Genomic DNA, 18,146 nt, shown 5'->3' on the forward strand with positions numbered 1-18,146 from the left:
GCGCAGCGACCTCGAGCCACGCTGAAACCGTGCTAGACCCCGAGCCAGCAATGACCCGAGCTCCGGTGCGCCGACCCCTGCTCGCCATCTCGCTCGTCGCGCTCGTCGCGAGCTGCGACGAGCCCGCCCTCCAGGTCCCCTCGGACGCGGGGGATCCGGTCTTCGGCCTCACCGCCGAGCAGTCGGCGCGCGTGCTCGCGAAGGTCGGGGACAGGGTGATCACCCTGGGCGACTTCGGCAGGACGCTGGAGCGCATGGATCAGTTCGATCGGCTCCGGTACCAGACGAAGGAGCGGCGCCGCGAGCTGCTCAGCGAGATCGTCGACGCGGAGCTGCTCGCGCTGGAAGCCCGGCGCCGGGGCCTCGACAAGGACCCCGCTGTCGAGGACGCGATCCGGCAGATCCTCCGCGAGGCGATGATCGCACGGGCTCGAAAGGGCCTGCCGGCGCCGGCCGACATCCCCGCGTCCGAGGTGCGCGCGTACTACGAGGCGAACGCGGACAAGTTCAGCGAGCCCGAGCGCAGGCGCGTCGCCGCCATCGTCGTCGGCGACAGAGCGCTCGGGGAGAAGGTCCTCAAGGAGGCGCAGAAGGCCGGGAGCAGCAGCGCGTGGGGGGAGCTCTTCCTCAAGCACTCGCTCACGGCGCCGAAGGACAAGAGCGCTGCCCCGCCGCTCGATCTCGCCGGAGAGCTCGGCATCGTGGGCCCGCCCGGCGATCAGCGCGGCGCCCACCCCCGCGTCCCACAGCCGGTCCGCGAGGCCGCCTTTCGCATCGGCAGCGTGGGCGCGGTCGGCGAGGAGCTCGTCGAGGCCGACGGACGGTTCTTCATCGTCCGCCTGAACGGGCTCACCAGCGGGCACCGGCGCGAGTTCGCGGAGGCCGAACGCTCGATCCGGGTCGCGCTCCTCCAGCAGAAGATGCAGGACCAGGAGCGCGCCATCGAGGACGAGCTGCGGAAGAAGTTCCCCGTCGAGATCAACGAGGCGGCGCTCTCCTCGGTCAAGCTGCCGGAGCAGCTCATGCAGACCGGGAGCGCGGCGCAGCCCGATCCCGCGAAGCCCCACGCGCCACGGCCGGAGCAGGCCGGCGCTGCCGCGGCGCCGTCGAGCGATGCCGGCAAGTAGCGAGCTCGTCGCCGCCGCGCGGCTCGCCCGGCGACCCGGCGAGGAAGGCGCGAACACCCGCGCCGTCGCGCTGCCGGAGCGACCCGGTCCGCTCGCCACGAGCGCGCAGGAAGCGCGACCAGCCCGCGTGAAGGCGCGGAAGAGCGACTGGACATGGCAGCTGCGCCACGCGCTCTCGAGCGCCGACGACCTCCACCGGGCGCTGTCGCTCACACCGGAGGAGCTCGCCGGCGCCAGGCGCGCCGAAAGGGCGGGGCTGCCCGTCCGCGTCACCCCCTATTATCTGAGCCTCTGCGACAAGGGCGATCCGGCGTGCCCGATCCGCCGGCAATGCGTGCCGCTCGCTGACGAGGCCGCCGAGGTGCCCGGCGATCTGGTCGACCCCCTCGGGGAGGTCGCGCACGAGGTCGCCCCCCACCTCGTGCAGCGGTACCCGGATCGCGCGCTGCTCCTCGCGACCGACCGCTGCGCCGTGTACTGCCGCTTCTGCACCCGCTCACGCATGGTCGGCGACGGCGGCGGCGCGGTGGCGCTCGAGCGCCTCGCGCCCGCGATGGCGTACCTGGAGGCGCACCCGGAGGTGCGCGATGTCATCGTGAGCGGCGGCGACCCCCTCGCCGTCTCGACGGACCGCGTCGTGCGGCTCATCGCTCGGCTGCGGCAGATCCGGAGCGTGGAGACGATCCGGATCGCCACGCGCGTGCCGGTCACGCTGCCGCAGCGGATCACCGCAGAGCTCGTGCGCGCGCTCAAGCCGTACCACCCGCTCTGGGTGATGACGCACTTCAACCACCCGAAGGAGCTCACGCCCGCCGCCGAGCGCGCCTGCAAGCGCCTCGCGGATCACGGCTTCCCCGTCATGAACCAGACCGTGCTGCTGCGCGGCATCAACGACGATGCGACGACGCTGGCCACGCTCTTCCGAGGTCTCGTGCGCTGGCGGGTGCGCCCCTATTACCTGCTCCAGATGGACCCCGTGCGCGGCACGGCGCACCTGCGCACGCCGCTCGCGACCGGCGTCTCCCTCATGGAGCAGCTCCAGGGCCGGCTCACCGGCATCGCGCTGCCGAAGCTGATCGTGGATACGCCAGGCGGGATGGGCAAGGTGCCCATCGGCCCCGAGTACGTCGTCGATCGCGGGCCGGGGCGCACCGTCCTCCGCACGCACCGCGGCGTCGAGGTCGAGTACGTCGACCCCCCGGCGGGGTCTGGCGGCTGAGCCGCCGGCTCAGCGACCCGGGCCCCGCGAGAGCGGCTTCGCGACCCGGAACGACAGGTTCAGCGCCCGCGCGATCCCGAAGAAGCGGGTGCGCGACGCGCTCCTGCACTGCTGCGAGTCCGCGGCCCAGTTCCCGGAGCGGGCGATGCGCCACGGCGGCGCGTCCCCACCAGCGTCGGCGGCCGATTCGAGCTCACCCGACGTCTCCGCCCACGATCTCTCGCCGTTCACGTCGGCGACCCACTCGCGCACGCCGCCCGCCATGTCACGCACGCCGTAGGGCGAGGTGTCGATGGGAAAGGTCCCGACCGGCTCTGGCTGCGCCAGGAACGGCCGCGACGAGCGCATCAGACAGAACGTCGGGTCGAAGTGATCTCCCCACGGATAGAACCGGCCGTCGGTCCCGCGAGCCGCCTTCTCCCACTCCAGCTCGGTCGGGAGTCGGAGCTCGATCCCGTCGCGCTCGCTCCGGAAACGGCAGTAGGCCACGGCGTCGAACCAGTCGATGAGGATGACCGGCAGGTTCCAGAGGTGCCCTTCCTCCGCCGGGAACCGCTTCTGCGCGTCGCCCTCGACCACGCTGGGCAACGGCTCCCAGCCGCCGCTGCTGGCGGGCCGCGCGACGTAGCCCTCGGAGCCGCGCGTCCCGTGCGGCGCGCGCTTGAGGGCGAGATCGAGATCGCGCGTCTCGAGCTCGTTCAGGAACTCGCAATACTCGCGGAAGGTGACCGGGAACTTCGCGATCGCGACGTCGGGGACGTGGAGCTCGGCGCGGCGGAGCGGATCGTAGGCCTGCGCGTCGCCGCCGGCGATGAAGGTCCCCCCGGGGATGTACACGAACCCCTCGCCGATCTCCGCGTCGGTGTAGAGGTTGACCTCGACGCGGTGGTGGGTGCCCCGCTTGAGCAGCAGCGGGTAGCGCACGTCGCGGCAGCCGGCGCGCTTCAGGATGAAGAGGTAGCTGCCTGGCTTGAGGTGCACCTCGCGGAGCGGGGTGCGGCCGAGCGAGCGCTCGTCGCTGGCCACGAGGATGCGATCCTTCTCGACGTAGCGGTACGCGACGACGCTCGCGCCGGGCGGCGACGAGTCGAACGAGAGGACCGAATCGGCGGTGAGCAGCGCGGCGTAGCGGCCCACGTCGAACTCCGCCACGAGCGCCTCGTGGTAGATGCGCGCCGCGTGCTGGTGCTCCTGGTCCGCCCGCACCGCGCGCGACCAGTACAGGTCCGCGAGCCCTGCGCGCGCCTCGACCAGGTCCGGATCGTACGCCAGCGCCTTCGTGTAGAGATCGATCGCCTCCGCCGCGGCGCGCGCCTGCTCGCGCTCGACCCCGGCGGCCCTGTCCTCGAGCTGCCACCCCGCCCGCTTGCGCTCGATCGCCTCGTACTCCTTCACGTCCTTGAGCAGCCGCCGCGCCTCCTCGACGAGCCGCTCGCGCTCGCCGTCGAGCCGCCGGTCGCGCTCGAGCGGCGCCTTGGCGAGCTCGCAGAGCTTGATGGCCTCCTCGCGGCGGCGCATCCGCTCCTTGGCGCCCTCGAGGAACGCCTCCGCCTCCGCCGCGACGCGGTCGGCGGTCGGCGGCCGCTGATCGGGATCCTTCGCGAGCATCGCCAGGCAGAGGTCCTCGAGCAGCAGCGGGCAGCTCGGCGCGATCGAGCGCGGCGGCCTGGGGTCGCGCGTCTGCGTCGCGAGGATCACGGCGAGGACGGTCGGCGCGTCGAACGGGTGCTCGCCGGTGAGGATCTCGTAGAGCACCACGCCGAGCGCGAAGATGTCCGCGCGGTGATCGATCCGCGCGTGGTCCCCTCGGATCTGCTCGGGCGCGATGTAGCCGGGCGTGCCCGAGAGCGCGCTCGCGATCGCCTCGTGCCGCCGCCTGCCGAAGTCCTGCCCGCTCGGATCGACGGAGATCGGCTCGCTCACCTCCGCCCTCGCGAGCAGCTTCGCGTTGCCCCAGTCGCCCAGGTAGACCTCGCCGTAGTCGCCGAGCAGCACGTTCTCCGGCTTGATGTCGCGGTGGGCGACGCCTCGCCGGTGCGCGTAGGCCAGCGCCCGGGAGATCTGCACGAACGCGCCGATGAGCCGGACGAGCGGCCATTGCCTGCGGAGCTCGGGGTTCGTCAGCACGTTCTGCAGGCTCTGCCGCTTGACGACCCGCATGGAGTAGTAGGGCTGACCGTTCGGCAGCGTGCCGAGGTCATAGACCGGGATGATGTTCGGGTGCTCGAGCTGGGCCGTGATCCGCGCCTCGGTCCGGAAGCGGTTGCCTACCGCGGAGTCCTCCTCGGCCCCCGGCTTCAAGGTCTTCAGCGCGACAACGCGCCCGATCTCGCGGTCGCGCGCCTTCACGACCTTCCCGGCGCCCCCGGCCCCGAGCGCCTCGCCCACCTCGTACCGGCTGCCGCCGGAGTTCACGGCGCGCGTGGCGGAGGTCGCGAGCGTCGGGAAATCGGCCCCGACGTCCTCTCCCGGCAGGTCGATCTCCCGCTGGGTGTCGAAGCGCAGCGCGTCCTCGTCCTCGCTCTGCGGCGAGAGGGCGCGCGCGACGGGCGGGCTGCGGCCCTCCTGCGCGAGCAGCTCCGGCAGCGCCGCCAGCTGCTCCGGCGTGAGGATCCCCTCGAAGAGCTCCTGGGGCGTCGACGCGCCGCCGAGCGTCCATCGGCAAGCCATATCCCAAAGGGCGTTGGGCTCGATGAGCCCTCGCGCCACGGCGGCGACGGCCAGGGCACGAGCCTCACGAGTCTGAGCGAGCTTCACTCGAGCGACCTCTCGTCCGAAACGATCTCACCCCGCGACGCGAGGCGGAAGGCCACGCTGAGGCCGTCGAGCGCAAGGCGTCGCGAGCCACGAGCGCGTGGCGCTCCCGCGAACGCTCGAGGGCTGCCGGTGACGCTGTTCCGTGCGCATCTCACGAGGCGCCGCACGTCAGTTGCCGTGGCAGGCGACCGCTCTGCTGCCACGCCGGCCCGAGCTGCCCCGTTCGAAGTCGCGGCGCGGCGGGTCCGCAGCGGCGATGGCGGCCCCCGCGTCCCGGTCTTCAGATGGTCTACGTATCGGGAATTCCTGCATTTACCATCGGCAGCTGAGCGCCGCTCAGCGTACGTGGTGTCCCCTCGCCCGCGCAAGAGAGTAGGGCGAAGCCGCTCGAGGACCCCGGTCATTTTTCGTCGCAGGTCCTCGCGCCTCGCACGTCTCCGCGTCGCGCAAGCTTCGCGTGCTTCGCGTGTTTCGTATGTTTCGCACGGTTCGCACGTTTCCGCCGGCCTCGCCCCCTTGTCGTACCGGCTGCAGGGGTCGTCGCCCTGCCATGACGTCGCGCCATCGCGCGCGGCGGGATTTCGATCTCTCGAGGGGGATAGGCGCACCATCATCGCTCACGGAGCGAAGCTCCTCTATGCGTTCGCCGGAGCCACCGTGCCCGAGGTGACGGGGATCACCCGCAAAGCATACGGCGGCGCTTACGACGTCATGGCCTCCAAGCACATCCGGGCCGATTACCACCTCGCCTCCCCGGCGGCCGAGATCGCGATCATGGTCCCGGAAGCGCGGTGAGCATCGTGTACCGCAGCGAGCTCCAGCGAGCGGCCGACCCGGCCGCCGCCCGCGCACGCTTCGCCGACGACGACAAGGCGAAATTCGCCAACCCGTACAAGACGGCCGAGCTCGGCTTCATAGACGAGGTGATCTACCCGCGCATGCTCCGCACTCGACGGGCTCGGGCCCTCGACCTCCTGCGCGACAAGCGGGACAGGAACCCACCGAAGAGGCACGGAAACATCCCGCTTTAGCAGAATTTTGCGATGGCTAGGGCCCCGCGAGAGCGGTGCTCTGGCCGTGCTCTTGGAGAGATCAGCGAGCAAACCGCTTAGAGCGCCACGGCAGGTGGGTGCCGGGGCGAGCGACGCCGTTGCGCGGCCGATCCCGAGCGTGTAGAAACGACTTGCGTGGCTGTTTTTCTTTGAACTCCACGCGCGATGCTTCTCTCTGACCGACGATCTGCACAGGTGCACCCGGGGGCCGGTCGCAGGAAAACGGGTGGTTTGGCAGGCATGCCGAGCGTTGGGGGGGCGCCGAGTACACGAATGAAGGGTCGGTTGGGTGTTCTGTGGAGGTATTGAGCATGAAATCTTGGGTATTCGCTGCGGTTTTGATTTCCGGCTGCGCCCTCGTGGCTTGCGGTGACGACGGCAGCACGCCGTCGGGCTCCAGCACCACCAGCAGCAGCGGGAGCAGCAGCTCTGGCGGCGGCAACGGCGGCAACGGCGGCAACGGCGGCAACGGCGGCAATGGCGGCTCCGGCGGCAGCGGCGGAGAAGGAGGCGCGAGCGCCACGAGCACTTCCTCGACGGGTACCCCGACCTGTGATGACACGACGGACACGTGCGGCCGCGACACGAATGAGGGCTGCTACAAGTGCGCCATCGAAGGGCCGTGCAAAGAGGTCCGCAAGGCCTGCGTGGAGAGCAGCGACTGTCGTGCTCTGGTGCTGTGTATCGATGACTGCGCCCAGGAGGAAGACCTGGCGGCGTGCATCGAGGCGTGCCGCACGGACAAGGCGGCCGCGGTCGAAGCCTACGACGCCTTCATCACGTGCACTGTTTGCGAGGAGTGCGCCGAGAGCTGCGATGCCGCCGGAGAGCCGGTGTGTGGCCTGTGAGCTTCTGACAACAGCAGCGCATCTCCGAAGGGGGCGCCAGATGGCCGCCCCCTTCGGCCTTTATGCGGGCCGAGCCTCGACGGACGGCTCGCCCGCGCCAGCCGTCGCGGGCCGGCAGCCGGCGCAGGGCGGCGCGGGGCACGAAACCGGCGGCCCGGGAGCAGGACGGAAGCGGCGGCGTGCCAGCGGGGCCTAGGGGCCGAGGCGCCGAGGGAAACGGGCGGTTCAGGTCCAGAGCGAGGGCCGGGAGGGCCCCCCTGAGGGACGTCGCCCCAGTTCGCGCGCCCTCGCCGCCGTGCGCAGGCCTCGACCCGGCGCTCCCGACCAGGCCCTGGCCCAGCCGCAGGCGCCGCCGGTCCGCGGGCTCGGCGCCGGGCGCCGTCGAGGCAGAGCGGCGGAGACGCGAGGTAGCTCACGCGCTGGCGGCCGGCCTGCCTCGGCGACCTCCGGTCCCGGGCCCCAATCGCGCAGCATACTCCGGGTTGCGCCTTCATGGGCCGGGCAACCCGTGGTAACGCTTGGCGGCGCCGCCGATGTGCGGCATCCGACATGGGAAAGAACCTTCTCGTCATCAATGTGGACATCCGCGAGACACGCGTCGCGCTGATCGAAAACGGGATCATCGCTGAGCTGCATCTCGAGCGGGAGAGCTCCAAGGGGACGCTCGGAAACATCTACCTCGGCAAGGTCAGCCGCGTTTTGCCCGGAATGCAGGCCGCGTTCATCGACGTGGGGCTCGAGCGAGCAGCCTTCCTGCACGTCGAGGACCTCATCCGGCCCGACGATTTCGAGGCGTACCTGGCTGGGCACCGCCGGACTGCCGAGGAAGAGCGCGCCTCCTCGCGAGGCCGCGCCGCGCGCGGCAGCGAGGCGCCTGGACCCAACGAAAGCGAGGTGCATGAGCTATCGGGCGCAGAAGCCGCGCCCGAGAGCCCCGACCTGGCCCCCGGACGCCACGAGCTCCGGGAAGGGGCGGACTTCGGGGCAGACGAAGGATTCGAGGCCGGCGGCCCGGCCGAGGCCGGCGGCTCGCTCGACGAAGGGAGCGACGTGCCGATCGAGCTGCCGACGGCGCTCGACGTGCTCGGAAGCCCCTCCGGCCAGGCGTTCGCCGGCGTGGGGACGATGGTGGCGCTCGACGAGGCCGACGACTCGGAGCCGGAGATCGACGACGGGCACGCGCACGACGGCGCGGACGACGACGACGAGGAGCTGGTCGCGCCTGGCGGAGGCGGCGACGCCGACGAGGCGAGCGCAGAGGAATCCGGCCCCGACGAGGTGAGCGTCGAGGACGACGACGAGCTCGACACGCCCGCCTACGAGGTCGAGCCTGCCTCACCGCCACCGGAGGATGGCGCGGACGCGTGGAGCGCGGCCGAGGAGCATCCGGAGGCGCTGAGCAACACGGCGGACAGCGGCGAGACGGAAGCGCATGAGGCGAGCACGTCGGACGAGCCCGTCGCGCACGGCGCTGCCGGCGAGTGGCCGGCCGGACAGGAGGCGAGCGCGCCGCCCGTCCCGGAGGCCGCGGCAGCCGCCTCGGGCGATGACGTCCCGCCGGCAGCGCGGGCGCGCAGCGGGCGCGCGCGCGGACGGCGGGAGGCGCGCGTGCGCCGATCGGGACGGACGCGCGACCGGCGCGCCAACCTCGAGGGCGGCAGCCCCGCGCCCGTGGAAGCGGCCCCCGCGGAAGCACGCGAGGGGCGCGAAGGGCGCGAGGCGCCGCGCGAGGGACGGCACGCCCCGCGCGAGGGCCGAGAAGGCCGCGAGGCGCCGCGCGAAGGCCGCGAAGGGCGCGAGGCGCCGCGCGAAGGCCGAGAGGGCCGGGACGGACGCGAAGGGCGCGACCGGAGCGGCAAAGGACAGCAGGGCGGGCGCGATCGCGAACAACGCGGGCGCGAGCAGCGGGCGCGTGGGCGCGAGCAGCCGCGGGACGGCAAGGGCAAGAGCGCAGCGCGGGGCCAGCAGAGCTCACGCAGCTGGCAGAACGAGCCGCCGCGGATCTCGAAGTCGACGCCGATCCGCGAGGTCGTCCGCGAAGGGCAGGAGGTCATCGTCCAGGTCTCGAAGGAGCCGATCGGGACGAAGGGCGCCCGGGTCACGAGCCACATCTCGTTGCCCGGCCGCTATGTCGTGTACCTGCCGACGGTCGATCACATCGGGATCTCCAAGCGCATCGGCTCGGAGAAGGAGCGATCCCGGCTGCGGGACGCCATCGAGGCGATGAAGCCCCCGCAGGGCGGGCTCATCGTGCGCACGCTCGCCGAGGGCCTCACGAAGAAGCAGCTCAAGGCCGACGTCGGCTACCTCGTTCGCCTCTGGGGCGAGGTCGCGAAGAAGCGCGAGAGCGGCGTGAGGGCGCCGGCGGTGCTCTACACCGAGCTCGACCTCGTGCTGAAGACCGCCCGCGACCTCTTCACCGACGACATCGAGAAGATCGTGATCGACGACCGCGAGGAGTACATCCGGCTGCGGCGCTTCGTCGAGATGTTCATGCCCGAGCGCGCCGACGCGGTGGAGCTCTACGAGGGGACGGAGCCGATCTTCGACGCGTACGGGATCGAGGACGAGATCCAGCGCGCGCTGTCGCGGAAGGTCCCGCTCCCCTCGGGCGGGCACCTGATCATCGATCAGGCCGAGGCGCTCACCGCGATCGACGTGAACACAGGGCGGTTCGTCGGCAAGGGGTCGAAGGATCTCGAGGAGACGATCCTGACCACGAACCTGGAGGCGGTCGAGGAGATCGCCTATCAGCTCCGGTTCCGGAACATCGGCGGGCTCATCATCCTCGACCTCATCGACATGGAGCGCGCCCAGAACCGGGAAAAGGTGCGGCGCCGCCTCGAGGAGCTGCTCTCCAGGGACAAGGCGAAGACCACGCTGAACCGGATCTCCGATCTGGGCCTCATCGAGATGACCCGGAAGCGGACGCGCGAGAGCCTCGGGCGGACGATCCTCGAGCCGTGCTTCTACTGCGACGGGACGGGCCAGCTGCAGTCCAAGCAGACGGTCGCCTACGAGATCCTGCGGCAGATACGGCGCGAGCGGATGAACCTGCCCGGCTACTCGGTCGTGGTCAACGCGCACCCGGCCGTGATCGATCTGCTGAAGAACGACGAGCGCATCGCCGTGCAAGAGGCGGAGCGGCTGTTCCAGCGCCGGATCGATCTCGTGCCCCGGAAGGAGTACCACCTCGAGCAGTTCGATCTGCAAGGCAGGTAAGGCGTCATGGTGGACGATCAGGGTTCTCCGGAGAGCAGCGACGCGAAGACGGGGCGCAAGGAAGAGCGCGTCACCATCAACAAGGAGTTCGAGTCCTACGACGCGTTCATCAACGAGTACGTGACGAACATCTCGCGGACCGGCGTGTTCGTGCGCTCGAAGACGCCGCTCGCCGTCGGGACGAAGGTGAACCTGCGGTTCACCGTGATCATGGACGACATCGAGACGGTCGAGGGCGTCGGCGAGGTCGTGCGCGTGCACGACGATCCGCAGGGGATGGGGGTCGTCTTCACCGAGCTGTCCGGCTACTCGCAGGGGCTCATCGACAAGCTCCTGACCAGCCAGGGGCACCGCACCTCGAAGGGCTAGGCAGAGGGGCGTCGGCGATGTTCACAGGGCTTGTCGAGACGATCGGGGTCCTCCGCCGCCGGAGCGGCGGCGCCGTGGCCCGCGCGCTCGTCGAGGCGAGCCTCGGGCCGCTGACGCTCGGCGAGTCCGTGAGCGTGAACGGCGCCTGCCTCACCGTCGATCGCATCGCGCCCGGCGGGTTCGAGTGCGACATGTCGGCCGAGACCCTCGGCCGCACCACGCTCGGCGCGCTGCCGCTCGGCGCGCGCGTCCACCTCGAGCGCGCGACGCCGCTCGGCGCGCGGATGGGGGGGCACGTGGTGCTGGGCCACGTCGACGGGCTCGGCCGGGTCGTCGAGCACGCGCGGGCCGGCGACGCGATCCGCCTCCGGGTGAGCGCCCCGCCCGAGCTCGCGCCGTACCTGGCTCCCAAGGGCTCGATCGCCGTCGACGGCGCGAGCCTCACGCTCAACGCCGTGTCCGCGCCTGGCGCCGCCGAGATCTGGTTCGATGTGATGCTGGTGCCGCACACCATCGGCCGGACTCTCCTCGGAGAGCTCCGCCCCGGTGCGGCCGTCAACCTTGAAGTTGACGTGCTCGCGCGCTACGTGGCGCGGGCGCTCGAGGTCGCATCGCTCGCCAGCGTGAAGGGCCTCTCGAGCCAAGACGCGCGCGGCGGCGATGCCTCCGCCGAGCGCGGCGAAGAGCGCGGAAATACGGGAGAGCATGCGGATCACGACGAACGACTCCTCGCAAAGCTGCGCGCGGGGGGATTCTGGTGAGGCTGTGTCAGCCGCCTCGAGCGGCAGGCTCGACCAGGACATGACCTCCGGGGGCCCGATGCCTCATCGGCTGACCATCGACAAAGCGGTCCTCGACCGTGTGAACACCGCGCTCGATCACATCCGCGCGGGCAAGATGGTGATCCTCGTCGACGACGAGGATCGCGAGAACGAGGGGGATCTCTGCATGGCCGCGGAGGCGGTCACCCCCGAGGCGATCAACTTCATGGCCATGCACGGGCGCGGCCTCATCTGCCTCGCCCTCGACGAGGAGCAGGTGGCGCGCCTCGAGCTGCCGATGATGTCCGCGCCAGGGCGGAGCGGACCGCCGCTCGGCACCGCCTTCACCGTCAGCATCGAGGCGCGCACCGGGGTGACGACCGGGATCAGCGCCGCCGATCGGGCGCACACGATCCGGGTCGCGATCGCGCGCGACGCCGCGCCCGAGGATCTCGTCACGCCGGGGCACGTCTTTCCGCTGAAGGCGCGCCGCGGGGGCGTGCTCGTGCGGACGGGGCAGACCGAGGGATCCGTGGATCTCGCGCGCCTCGCCGGGCTCCGGCCGGCGGGCGTGATCTGCGAGATCATGAACGACGACGGCAGCATGGCCCGCATGCGGGACCTCGAGGTGTTCGCCGCGAAGCACGGCCTGCTGATCGTGACGGTGGCGGACCTGATCCAGTACCGGCTCCAGACCGAGCGGCTGGTCCGCTGCGTGGGCGAGCGGACGCTGCGGCTCGACCTGACGGGCACCGAGTGGACCGTGTACGTCTACGAGGTGATCAACGAGCAGCGGCAGTTCCTCGCGCTGACCAAGGGCGCGGTGGCGACGCCGGACCCCATCCTGTGCCGCGTGCACTCCGGGTCGACCATCGCGGACCTCTTCAGCTCGACGCCCCTCGACGGCGGCTCGAACCTGCGCGAGGCGCTCCTCGCGATCGAGAGCGCCGGCGTCGGGGTGGTCGTCTACATCCCGTCGCGAGGGGACCTGGGCCGCGAGCTGGAGCTGCTGAAGGGCTCGGGCTCCGACGAGGCGCTCCCCGTCGTGAAGACGCAGCAGCCGTGGACGCTGCGGGAGTTCGGCCTCGGCGCGCAGGTCCTGGCGGACCTCGGGGTGCACCAGATCCGGCTCCTCACGAACAGCCAGCCGAAGATCGCGGGGATCACCGGGTACGGGCTCACCGTGATCGAGCGGGTGCCGCTCGTCTCGATGAAGGGCGAGGCCTGACAGACGGGCGCGCTCGTCTCGATGAAGGGCGAGGCCTGACAGACGGGCGCGCTCGTTCGCTGGTAAAAGGACGCTCGGACAGGATCGCGATCGCGGCGATCGCGCGCCTCGCGCGGCAGGAGAGAGGAACGGCGGATGGCAGAGCAAGCGGTCGGGCAGGCACAGGCGAGGGTGATCGAAGGGAACCTGGTGGTCCCGCCGGGGGCGCGCTTCGCGCTCGTGGCGAGCCGCTTCAACCACTTCATCGTCGACCGCCTGGTCGAGGGCGCGCTCGACGCCATCGCGCGGCACGGCGGCGCGCTCGGTCGGACGTCGATCGTGCGCGTCCCGGGCGCCTGGGAGATGCCCACCATCGTGGGGAGGCTCGCGCACAAGAAGAGCGTCGACGCGATCATCACCCTGGGCGCGGTGATCCGGGGCTCGACGCCGCATTTCGACTACGTGGCGGCCGAGGTCACGAAGGGGATCGCGACCGTGTCGCTCCAGACCGGGGTGCCGGTCACGTTCGGGGTGCTCACGACCGACTCGATCGAGCAAGCGGTCGAGCGGGCGGGCACGAAGCATGGCAATAAGGGGTGGGAGGCCGCCGTCAGCGCGATCGAGATGCTCGCGCTCGGCGCCGCGCTGGACACCGCTGGCCTGTAAACGAAGGTTCTGAGAGATGGGTGCGCGCTCTACCGGCCGCGAAGCGGCCTTGCAGATGCTGTTCGCGGTGGAAGCTGGCGGGAGCTCGGCGCCGCGCGTCGTCGCGACCTTCTGGCGCGAGACGCCGGGCGATCCCGAGGGACGCGCCTACGCGGACGAGGTGGTGGTCGGGGTCGCCGAGGATCTCGCGGCCGTGGACGAGGCGATCCGGAAGGCGAGCACGAACTGGCGCCTCGAGCGGATGGCGCGCGTCGATCGGAATGTCCTCCGGCTCGGCGCGTGGGAGCTCATGAACCGCCCGGAGGTGCCGCGCGCGGTCATCCTCGACGAGGCGGTCGAGCTCGCCAAGCGCTACGGCAGCGAGGAGAGCGGCGCCTTCGTGAACGGCGTGCTCGACCGGATCGCCGAGAACCTCGGCCGCGTGGACCGGGATCGCTGAGCGTCACGGCGCGCCGTCGCTCGGGCACGCGCTCGCTCACCACTTCAGCCAGGCGACCGTCACGCCGTCGCCGCCCTCGCTCGGGCCGCCCGGTCGGAGGCGCGCCACGTACGGGCTCCCGCGCAGCGCCTCGCGGACGGCGTCGCGCAGGGCGCCCGTGCCGTGCCCGTGGACGAAGAACGTGACCTTGCGGCCCGCGCCGAGCGAGCGGTCGAGGAACTGCTCGGCCATGGCGACCGCCTCGTGCGCGCGCAGACCGCGGAGATCCACCGTGTTGTCCGCCGTCTGGATCGGGACGTCGGGGTCGGCGGCGGCGTCCAGATCGACGCGGCGCTGCGGCGGCGCCGCGGCGGCCGGCGGCGCGCCGGTGCCGCGCAGCTCGGCGATCGAGGTCGTGAGCTTGAGCGAGCCGGCGGTGACCCGCAGCTGGCCGCCCGAGAGGACCTCCACCACCTCGGCCTCGGCCCGCAAGCGAGGCACGTAGACGCGGGCGCCGACGCGGATCGCGGCCGGATCGATCGCCGGCCGCGCCTGCGGCTCGTCCTTCGGGCGCAGCTCGAGCTCGCCGCCGAGCGACGTCTTCTGCCCCACCGCGTCCATGGCGCGAGCGGCCGCGCGCACGTCCTCCTCGGTGGGCTTGCCGCGCAGGCGCGCCTGCGCCGCCTTGAGGTCCTCGCGCGCGCGCCGCAGGCTGGCGAGCAGCGCCTCCCCCTCCCGCGTGATCACGCCGCGCTCCTTGTCCCGAGCCCGCTCGATCTCCGCCTCCAGCTCCCGCCGCTTCGCGCGGGAGGCGGCCGCCTCCCGCTCGGCGTCCTCGCGCGCGAGCTCGAGCGCGCGGCGCTCGGCGGAGAGCTTCTCGACCATCTGCTCGAAGGTGACCGCCTCCTTCGTGAGGAAGCGCTCGGCCCGCTCGAGCACGGCGCCCGGGATGCCGAACCGCCGCGCGACGGCGAGCGCGCTCGAGGCGCCGGGCACGCCGACGACGAGCCGGAAGGTCGGGCTCATGGTGGCGAGATCGAAGCCGACCGAGGCGTTCTCGAAGCGCTGATCCCCGAGCGCGAGCGCCTTGAGGCCCTCGTAGTGCGTGGTGCTGGCCACGGTCCCCCCGCGCGCGCACAGCGAGTCGAGCACGGCCGCGGCGAGCGCCTCGCCCTCGCGCGGATCGGTGCCGCCGGCGAGCTCGTCGAGCAGGACGAGCGCGCCGGGGCGCGTCTCGCCGAGGATCCGCCCCAGGTTCTTCACGTGGGCGCTGAAGGTCGACAGGTTCTTGTGGAGGTTCTGCTCGTCGCCGACGTCGGTCAGCACGATGTCGAAGAGCGCGACGCGAGAGCCCTCCCTCGCCGCGACCGGCAGGCCCGCGCGGACCATCAGCGCCGCGAGCCCGAGCGTCTTCAGGGCCACGGTCTTGCCGCCGGCGTTCGGTCCGGAGACGATCATCGCCCGGCCCGCGCTCATCGCGAGGTCGCTCGGGACCACCTTCACGCCGTCGAGCGCGAGGAGCGGGTGGCGGCCCCCGATGAGCTCGATGGAGGTCGCCCGCGAGCCGCCCTCCGAGGCGCCCCGGCCGGCATCGAAGGCGTCCCCCGGGACGTGCGGGAAGGTGAGGTCGAGGTCCTCCGCGAGCCGCGCCGCCGCGGCCCGCACGTCGGCGTGGGCCAGCGCGCGGGCGGCGGCCGCGACGCTCTCGACGTCCTCGGCCACGCGGGCGGTGAGCGCCGCGTAGATCGCGAGCTCCTCCCGCGCGACCTCGGCGTCGACCATCTTCATCCGGTTGCCCGTCTCGACGAGCACCCGGGGCTCCACGAACACGGTGGCGCCGCTCGCGCTCGTCGCGTGGACGATGCCGGGGAAGCGCTCGTGCGCGTCGGATCGCACCGGCAGCACGTAGCGCCCGTCGCGCTCCGTCCAGTAGCGATCCTGGAGGATGTCCTCGTGCTTCTGGATGAGGTCCTCGAGGCGCCGGACGAGCCGCTCGCGCACCGCGCGCCGCTCCGCGCGCAGCGCCTCCAGGCGAGGCGACGCGCGATCGGCGAGCGTGCCGTCCGGATCGAAGGCCGCCGCGAGCTCGCGCGCGACGGCGTCGAGCTCCGGGTTGGTCGCGCACGCGGCGTAGAGCGCGGGCGCGATCTGACGCCGGTTCTGCAGGTACTGCCGCGACGTCCGCGCGGCCTCCAGGAGGCCGAGCACGGCGCGCAGCTCCTCGTTCGCGAGCGCCGCGCCGATGCGGGCCCGTTCGAGCGCGTCCTCGAGCTCCGCGACGTCGCGCGACGGCACCGGCTCCCCGGCGCGGGCGAGCTCCACCGCCTCGCGCACCTCCGCGAGCGCGGTGAGGGCCTCGGCGCGCGTCGACGCGAACGGCAGCGCCCGGGCCAGACGCTTCCCGCCCCGAGACGCGCATCGCTCCGCGAGCGCCTCGAGGACGCGATCCCACTCGAGGTCGGCGCGGGTCTTGGTGGGACAGGGATCTGCGAACGGCCCTTCGGGGTTGTAGTCCATCACGCTTCGGTCGGATCGCGGGCCACGCCGCCGGCCCCGCTCGGCATCGGGTTCTGCTCCTTCTCGAGGTAGCGGAAGATGGTGCGCGGGTCGACGCCGAGGTCACGGGCCGTCTGCGTGCGGTTGCCGTTGTTGCGCTCGAGCGCCTCCAGCACGTACCGCCGCTGGAACTCCTCCTTGGCCTTCTCCAGCGGCATGATGGCCGTCTCGGCGCCCGGGCCGAGATCGAGATCCTCCACCGCGAGGAGCGCCTGGTCGCAGAGGACGAGCGCCTTCTTGATGCGGTTCTCGAGCTGCCGGATGTTGCCCGGCCAGGGGTACTTCTTGATCGCGGCGAGCGCGGCCGGGCTGAAGCCTCGCACGGCGCTGCCGAGCTCGTCGGCGTACTTCGAGAGCAGGACCTTGGCGATGATGAGCACGTCGTCGCCGCGCTCGCGGAGCGGCGGGAGCCACAGGTTCACGACGTTGAGCCGGTAGTAGAGATCCTCCCGGAAATTGCCGGCGCGGATCTCCTCCTCGAGGTTCCTGTTCGTGGCGGCGACGATGCGGATGTCGACCTTCTCGGGCTTGGAGTCGCCGACGCGGAAGACGACCCGCTCCTGGAGGGCGCGGAGGAGCTTCACCTGGAGGTTCAGCGGCAGCTCGCCGATCTCGTCGAGGAACAGCGTGCCCTTGTCGGCGATCTGGAACTTGCCCGGGCGGCTGGCGATGGCGCCGGTGAAGGCGCCCTTCACGTGGCCGAAGAGCTCGCTCTCGATGAGGTTCTCGGGGATCGCGCCGCAGTTGATGGTGACGAAGGGGCCGCCCTCGCGCGGGCTGCGCCGGTGCAGCTCCCGCGCGATGAGCTCCTTCCCGGTCCCCGTCTCGCCCGTGATGAGCACGCTGATGTCGGTGGCCGCGACCTTCTGCAGCTTGCGGAACACCTCGAGCATCGACGGGCAGGCGCCGATGATCTCGCCGAACTTCTTGTCGTGCAGCTCGGCGACGAGCTTGGCCTTGTCGGCCCTGAGGGCGTTCAGGAGCATCGCGTTCTGGAGGATGAGCGAGGCCTGAGACGCGAAGATGCTGAGCAGGTCGAGCTGGGCGCGGTCGAAGAGGTGCTTGATCTTGTCGTTGCCGACGTAGAGCGCGCCGATGATCTGGCCCTGCGACAGGAGCGGCGCGCACATCACGCTGGAGAGCTTCATCGCGATGACGCTGTCGCTCCGGCCGAACTGCGTGTCGGCGAGCGCGTCGGACACGATCACCGGGCGGCCCGAGACGATGACCTGGCGCACGATGCTGTCCGAGATCCCCCCGGCCGCGTCGGTGATGGCCTCCTTGCGGACGTTGCGCGACGCGCGCACCGCCAGCTTGCGCTCGCCGCCCGCGGCCGGAGCGCCGCCGCAGACCGCCGTGTCGGCCGCCGCCTCCGCCCCCTCGAGGAGCAGGAGGAAGCCCTTGTCGGCGTGCGTCAGCTCGATGACGTCGTCGAGCATCGCCTCGAGGAGCTCGTCGACGCTGCGCCGGTTGATGAGCTTCTCGCTGAACGCGAACAGCTTGCGGACGCCGGCGAGCTCCGACGAGCCCTGCGGCGGCGCGGGCCGCTCCGCCCCGCCGTCGCCCGCCGGGAGCCGCTCCTGGACGGTCGGCGCCTCGGCGAACATCGAGAAGCCGACCTCGACCGTGCCGAGCTGGAGCCGGTCGCCGTGCACCAGGCGGGCGCGCCGCTTCTTCTTGCCGTTGATCGCGATCTCCCCGTCGCGCTCGCACTCTTCCAGCACGAAATCGCGCCCGTCGAACACGATCTGCGCGTGATGGTCCAGCACCCCTGCCCCCGCGACCGCGACGTCGTTTCCGAGCGCCTTGCCGATCGTCGTGACCGGCTTGTGGACGCTGTACAGGCGTGGCGCGCCCTCGGAGGCGAAATACTTCAGGGTCGGCATCGAGGGGAGCATAGCAGGCGTGCCGCGGCCTCATGCAGCCGTGTTGGACGGCACACCG

12 protein-coding genes and 1 pseudogene are annotated in these 18,146 nt (G+C 71.7%); 10 read left to right on the forward strand and 3 right to left on the reverse strand.

The features are described 5' to 3' along the window. The first annotated feature begins 50 nt into the window (after window positions 1–50). The gene (locus WMF29_RS38580; RefSeq protein WP_437325091.1) at window positions 51–1,127 is read left to right on the forward strand and encodes a peptidylprolyl isomerase; all 1,077 of its coding nucleotides are present in this window, start codon (window positions 51–53) and stop codon (window positions 1,125–1,127) included. Beyond that, the gene (locus WMF29_RS38585; RefSeq protein ID WP_437325092.1) at window positions 1,114–2,346 is read left to right on the forward strand and encodes a KamA family radical SAM protein; all 1,233 of its coding nucleotides are present in this window, start codon (window positions 1,114–1,116) and stop codon (window positions 2,344–2,346) included. The genes WMF29_RS38580 and WMF29_RS38585 overlap by 14 nt, the downstream gene beginning before the upstream one ends. A gap of 9 nt (window positions 2,347–2,355) precedes the next feature. Here WMF29_RS38585 and WMF29_RS38590 read toward each other — a convergent pair whose 3' ends face one another. After that, window positions 2,356–5,016, reverse strand: a complete 2,661-nt coding sequence (locus tag WMF29_RS38590; RefSeq protein WP_437325093.1) for a protein kinase domain-containing protein — start codon at window positions 5,014–5,016, stop codon at window positions 2,356–2,358. Between the two features lie 696 nt (window positions 5,017–5,712). Here WMF29_RS38590 and WMF29_RS38595 point away from each other — a divergent pair. The 8 genes and pseudogenes from WMF29_RS38595 to nusB form a co-directional block, all read left to right on the forward strand. After that, window positions 5,713–6,134, forward strand: a pseudogene (locus WMF29_RS38595) (carboxyl transferase domain-containing protein); the annotation flags it as partial. A 332-nt stretch (window positions 6,135–6,466) separates the two neighbouring features. Beyond that, complete coding sequence (locus tag WMF29_RS38600; RefSeq protein ID WP_437325094.1) at window positions 6,467–7,003, forward strand: hypothetical protein; 537 nt, start codon at window positions 6,467–6,469, stop codon at window positions 7,001–7,003. A gap of 549 nt (window positions 7,004–7,552) precedes the next feature. After that, a complete protein-coding gene (locus WMF29_RS38605; RefSeq protein ID WP_437325095.1) occupies window positions 7,553–10,225 on the forward strand; it encodes an Rne/Rng family ribonuclease in 2,673 nt (890 codons plus the stop codon). Window positions 10,226–10,231: 6 nt separating this feature from the next. Beyond that, window positions 10,232–10,594 carry a PilZ domain-containing protein gene (locus WMF29_RS38610; protein ID WP_272102827.1) on the forward strand — a complete coding sequence of 121 codons (363 nt, stop codon included), beginning with the start codon at window positions 10,232–10,234 and terminating at the stop codon, window positions 10,592–10,594. A 17-nt stretch (window positions 10,595–10,611) separates the two neighbouring features. After that, window positions 10,612–11,355: a riboflavin synthase gene (locus WMF29_RS38615; RefSeq protein ID WP_437325096.1), complete on the forward strand. Its 744-nt coding sequence runs from the start codon at window positions 10,612–10,614 to the stop codon at window positions 11,353–11,355. A 58-nt stretch (window positions 11,356–11,413) separates the two neighbouring features. Beyond that, the gene (gene ribB, locus WMF29_RS38620) at window positions 11,414–12,583 is read left to right on the forward strand and encodes a 3,4-dihydroxy-2-butanone-4-phosphate synthase (RefSeq protein ID WP_437325097.1); all 1,170 of its coding nucleotides are present in this window, start codon (window positions 11,414–11,416) and stop codon (window positions 12,581–12,583) included. A 135-nt stretch (window positions 12,584–12,718) separates the two neighbouring features. Then, window positions 12,719–13,228 (forward strand): 6,7-dimethyl-8-ribityllumazine synthase, encoded by a 510-nt coding sequence (gene ribH, locus WMF29_RS38625; RefSeq protein ID WP_272102824.1) that lies wholly within the window; start codon window positions 12,719–12,721, stop codon window positions 13,226–13,228. A 16-nt stretch (window positions 13,229–13,244) separates the two neighbouring features. Continuing rightward, entirely contained in the window at window positions 13,245–13,667 is a 423-nt protein-coding gene (gene nusB, locus WMF29_RS38630) for a transcription antitermination factor NusB (RefSeq protein ID WP_012239877.1), read from the forward strand. A gap of 36 nt (window positions 13,668–13,703) precedes the next feature. On the opposite strand, the gene WMF29_RS38635 is transcribed toward nusB, so the two are convergent. Beyond that, window positions 13,704–16,163 (reverse strand): endonuclease MutS2, encoded by a 2,460-nt coding sequence (locus WMF29_RS38635; protein WP_437325098.1) that lies wholly within the window; start codon window positions 16,161–16,163, stop codon window positions 13,704–13,706. Beyond that, window positions 16,163–18,100: a sigma 54-interacting transcriptional regulator gene (locus WMF29_RS38640; protein ID WP_437325099.1), complete on the reverse strand. Its 1,938-nt coding sequence runs from the start codon at window positions 18,098–18,100 to the stop codon at window positions 16,163–16,165. Before WMF29_RS38640 ends, WMF29_RS38635 begins: the two co-directional genes overlap by 1 nt. Window positions 18,101–18,146 lie beyond the last annotated feature (46 nt).

Origin of the sequence: Sorangium sp. So ce381, from assembly GCF_051473845.1 — a bacterium.
GTDB classification, from domain to species: Bacteria; Myxococcota_A; Polyangia; order Polyangiales; family Polyangiaceae; genus Sorangium; species Sorangium atrum.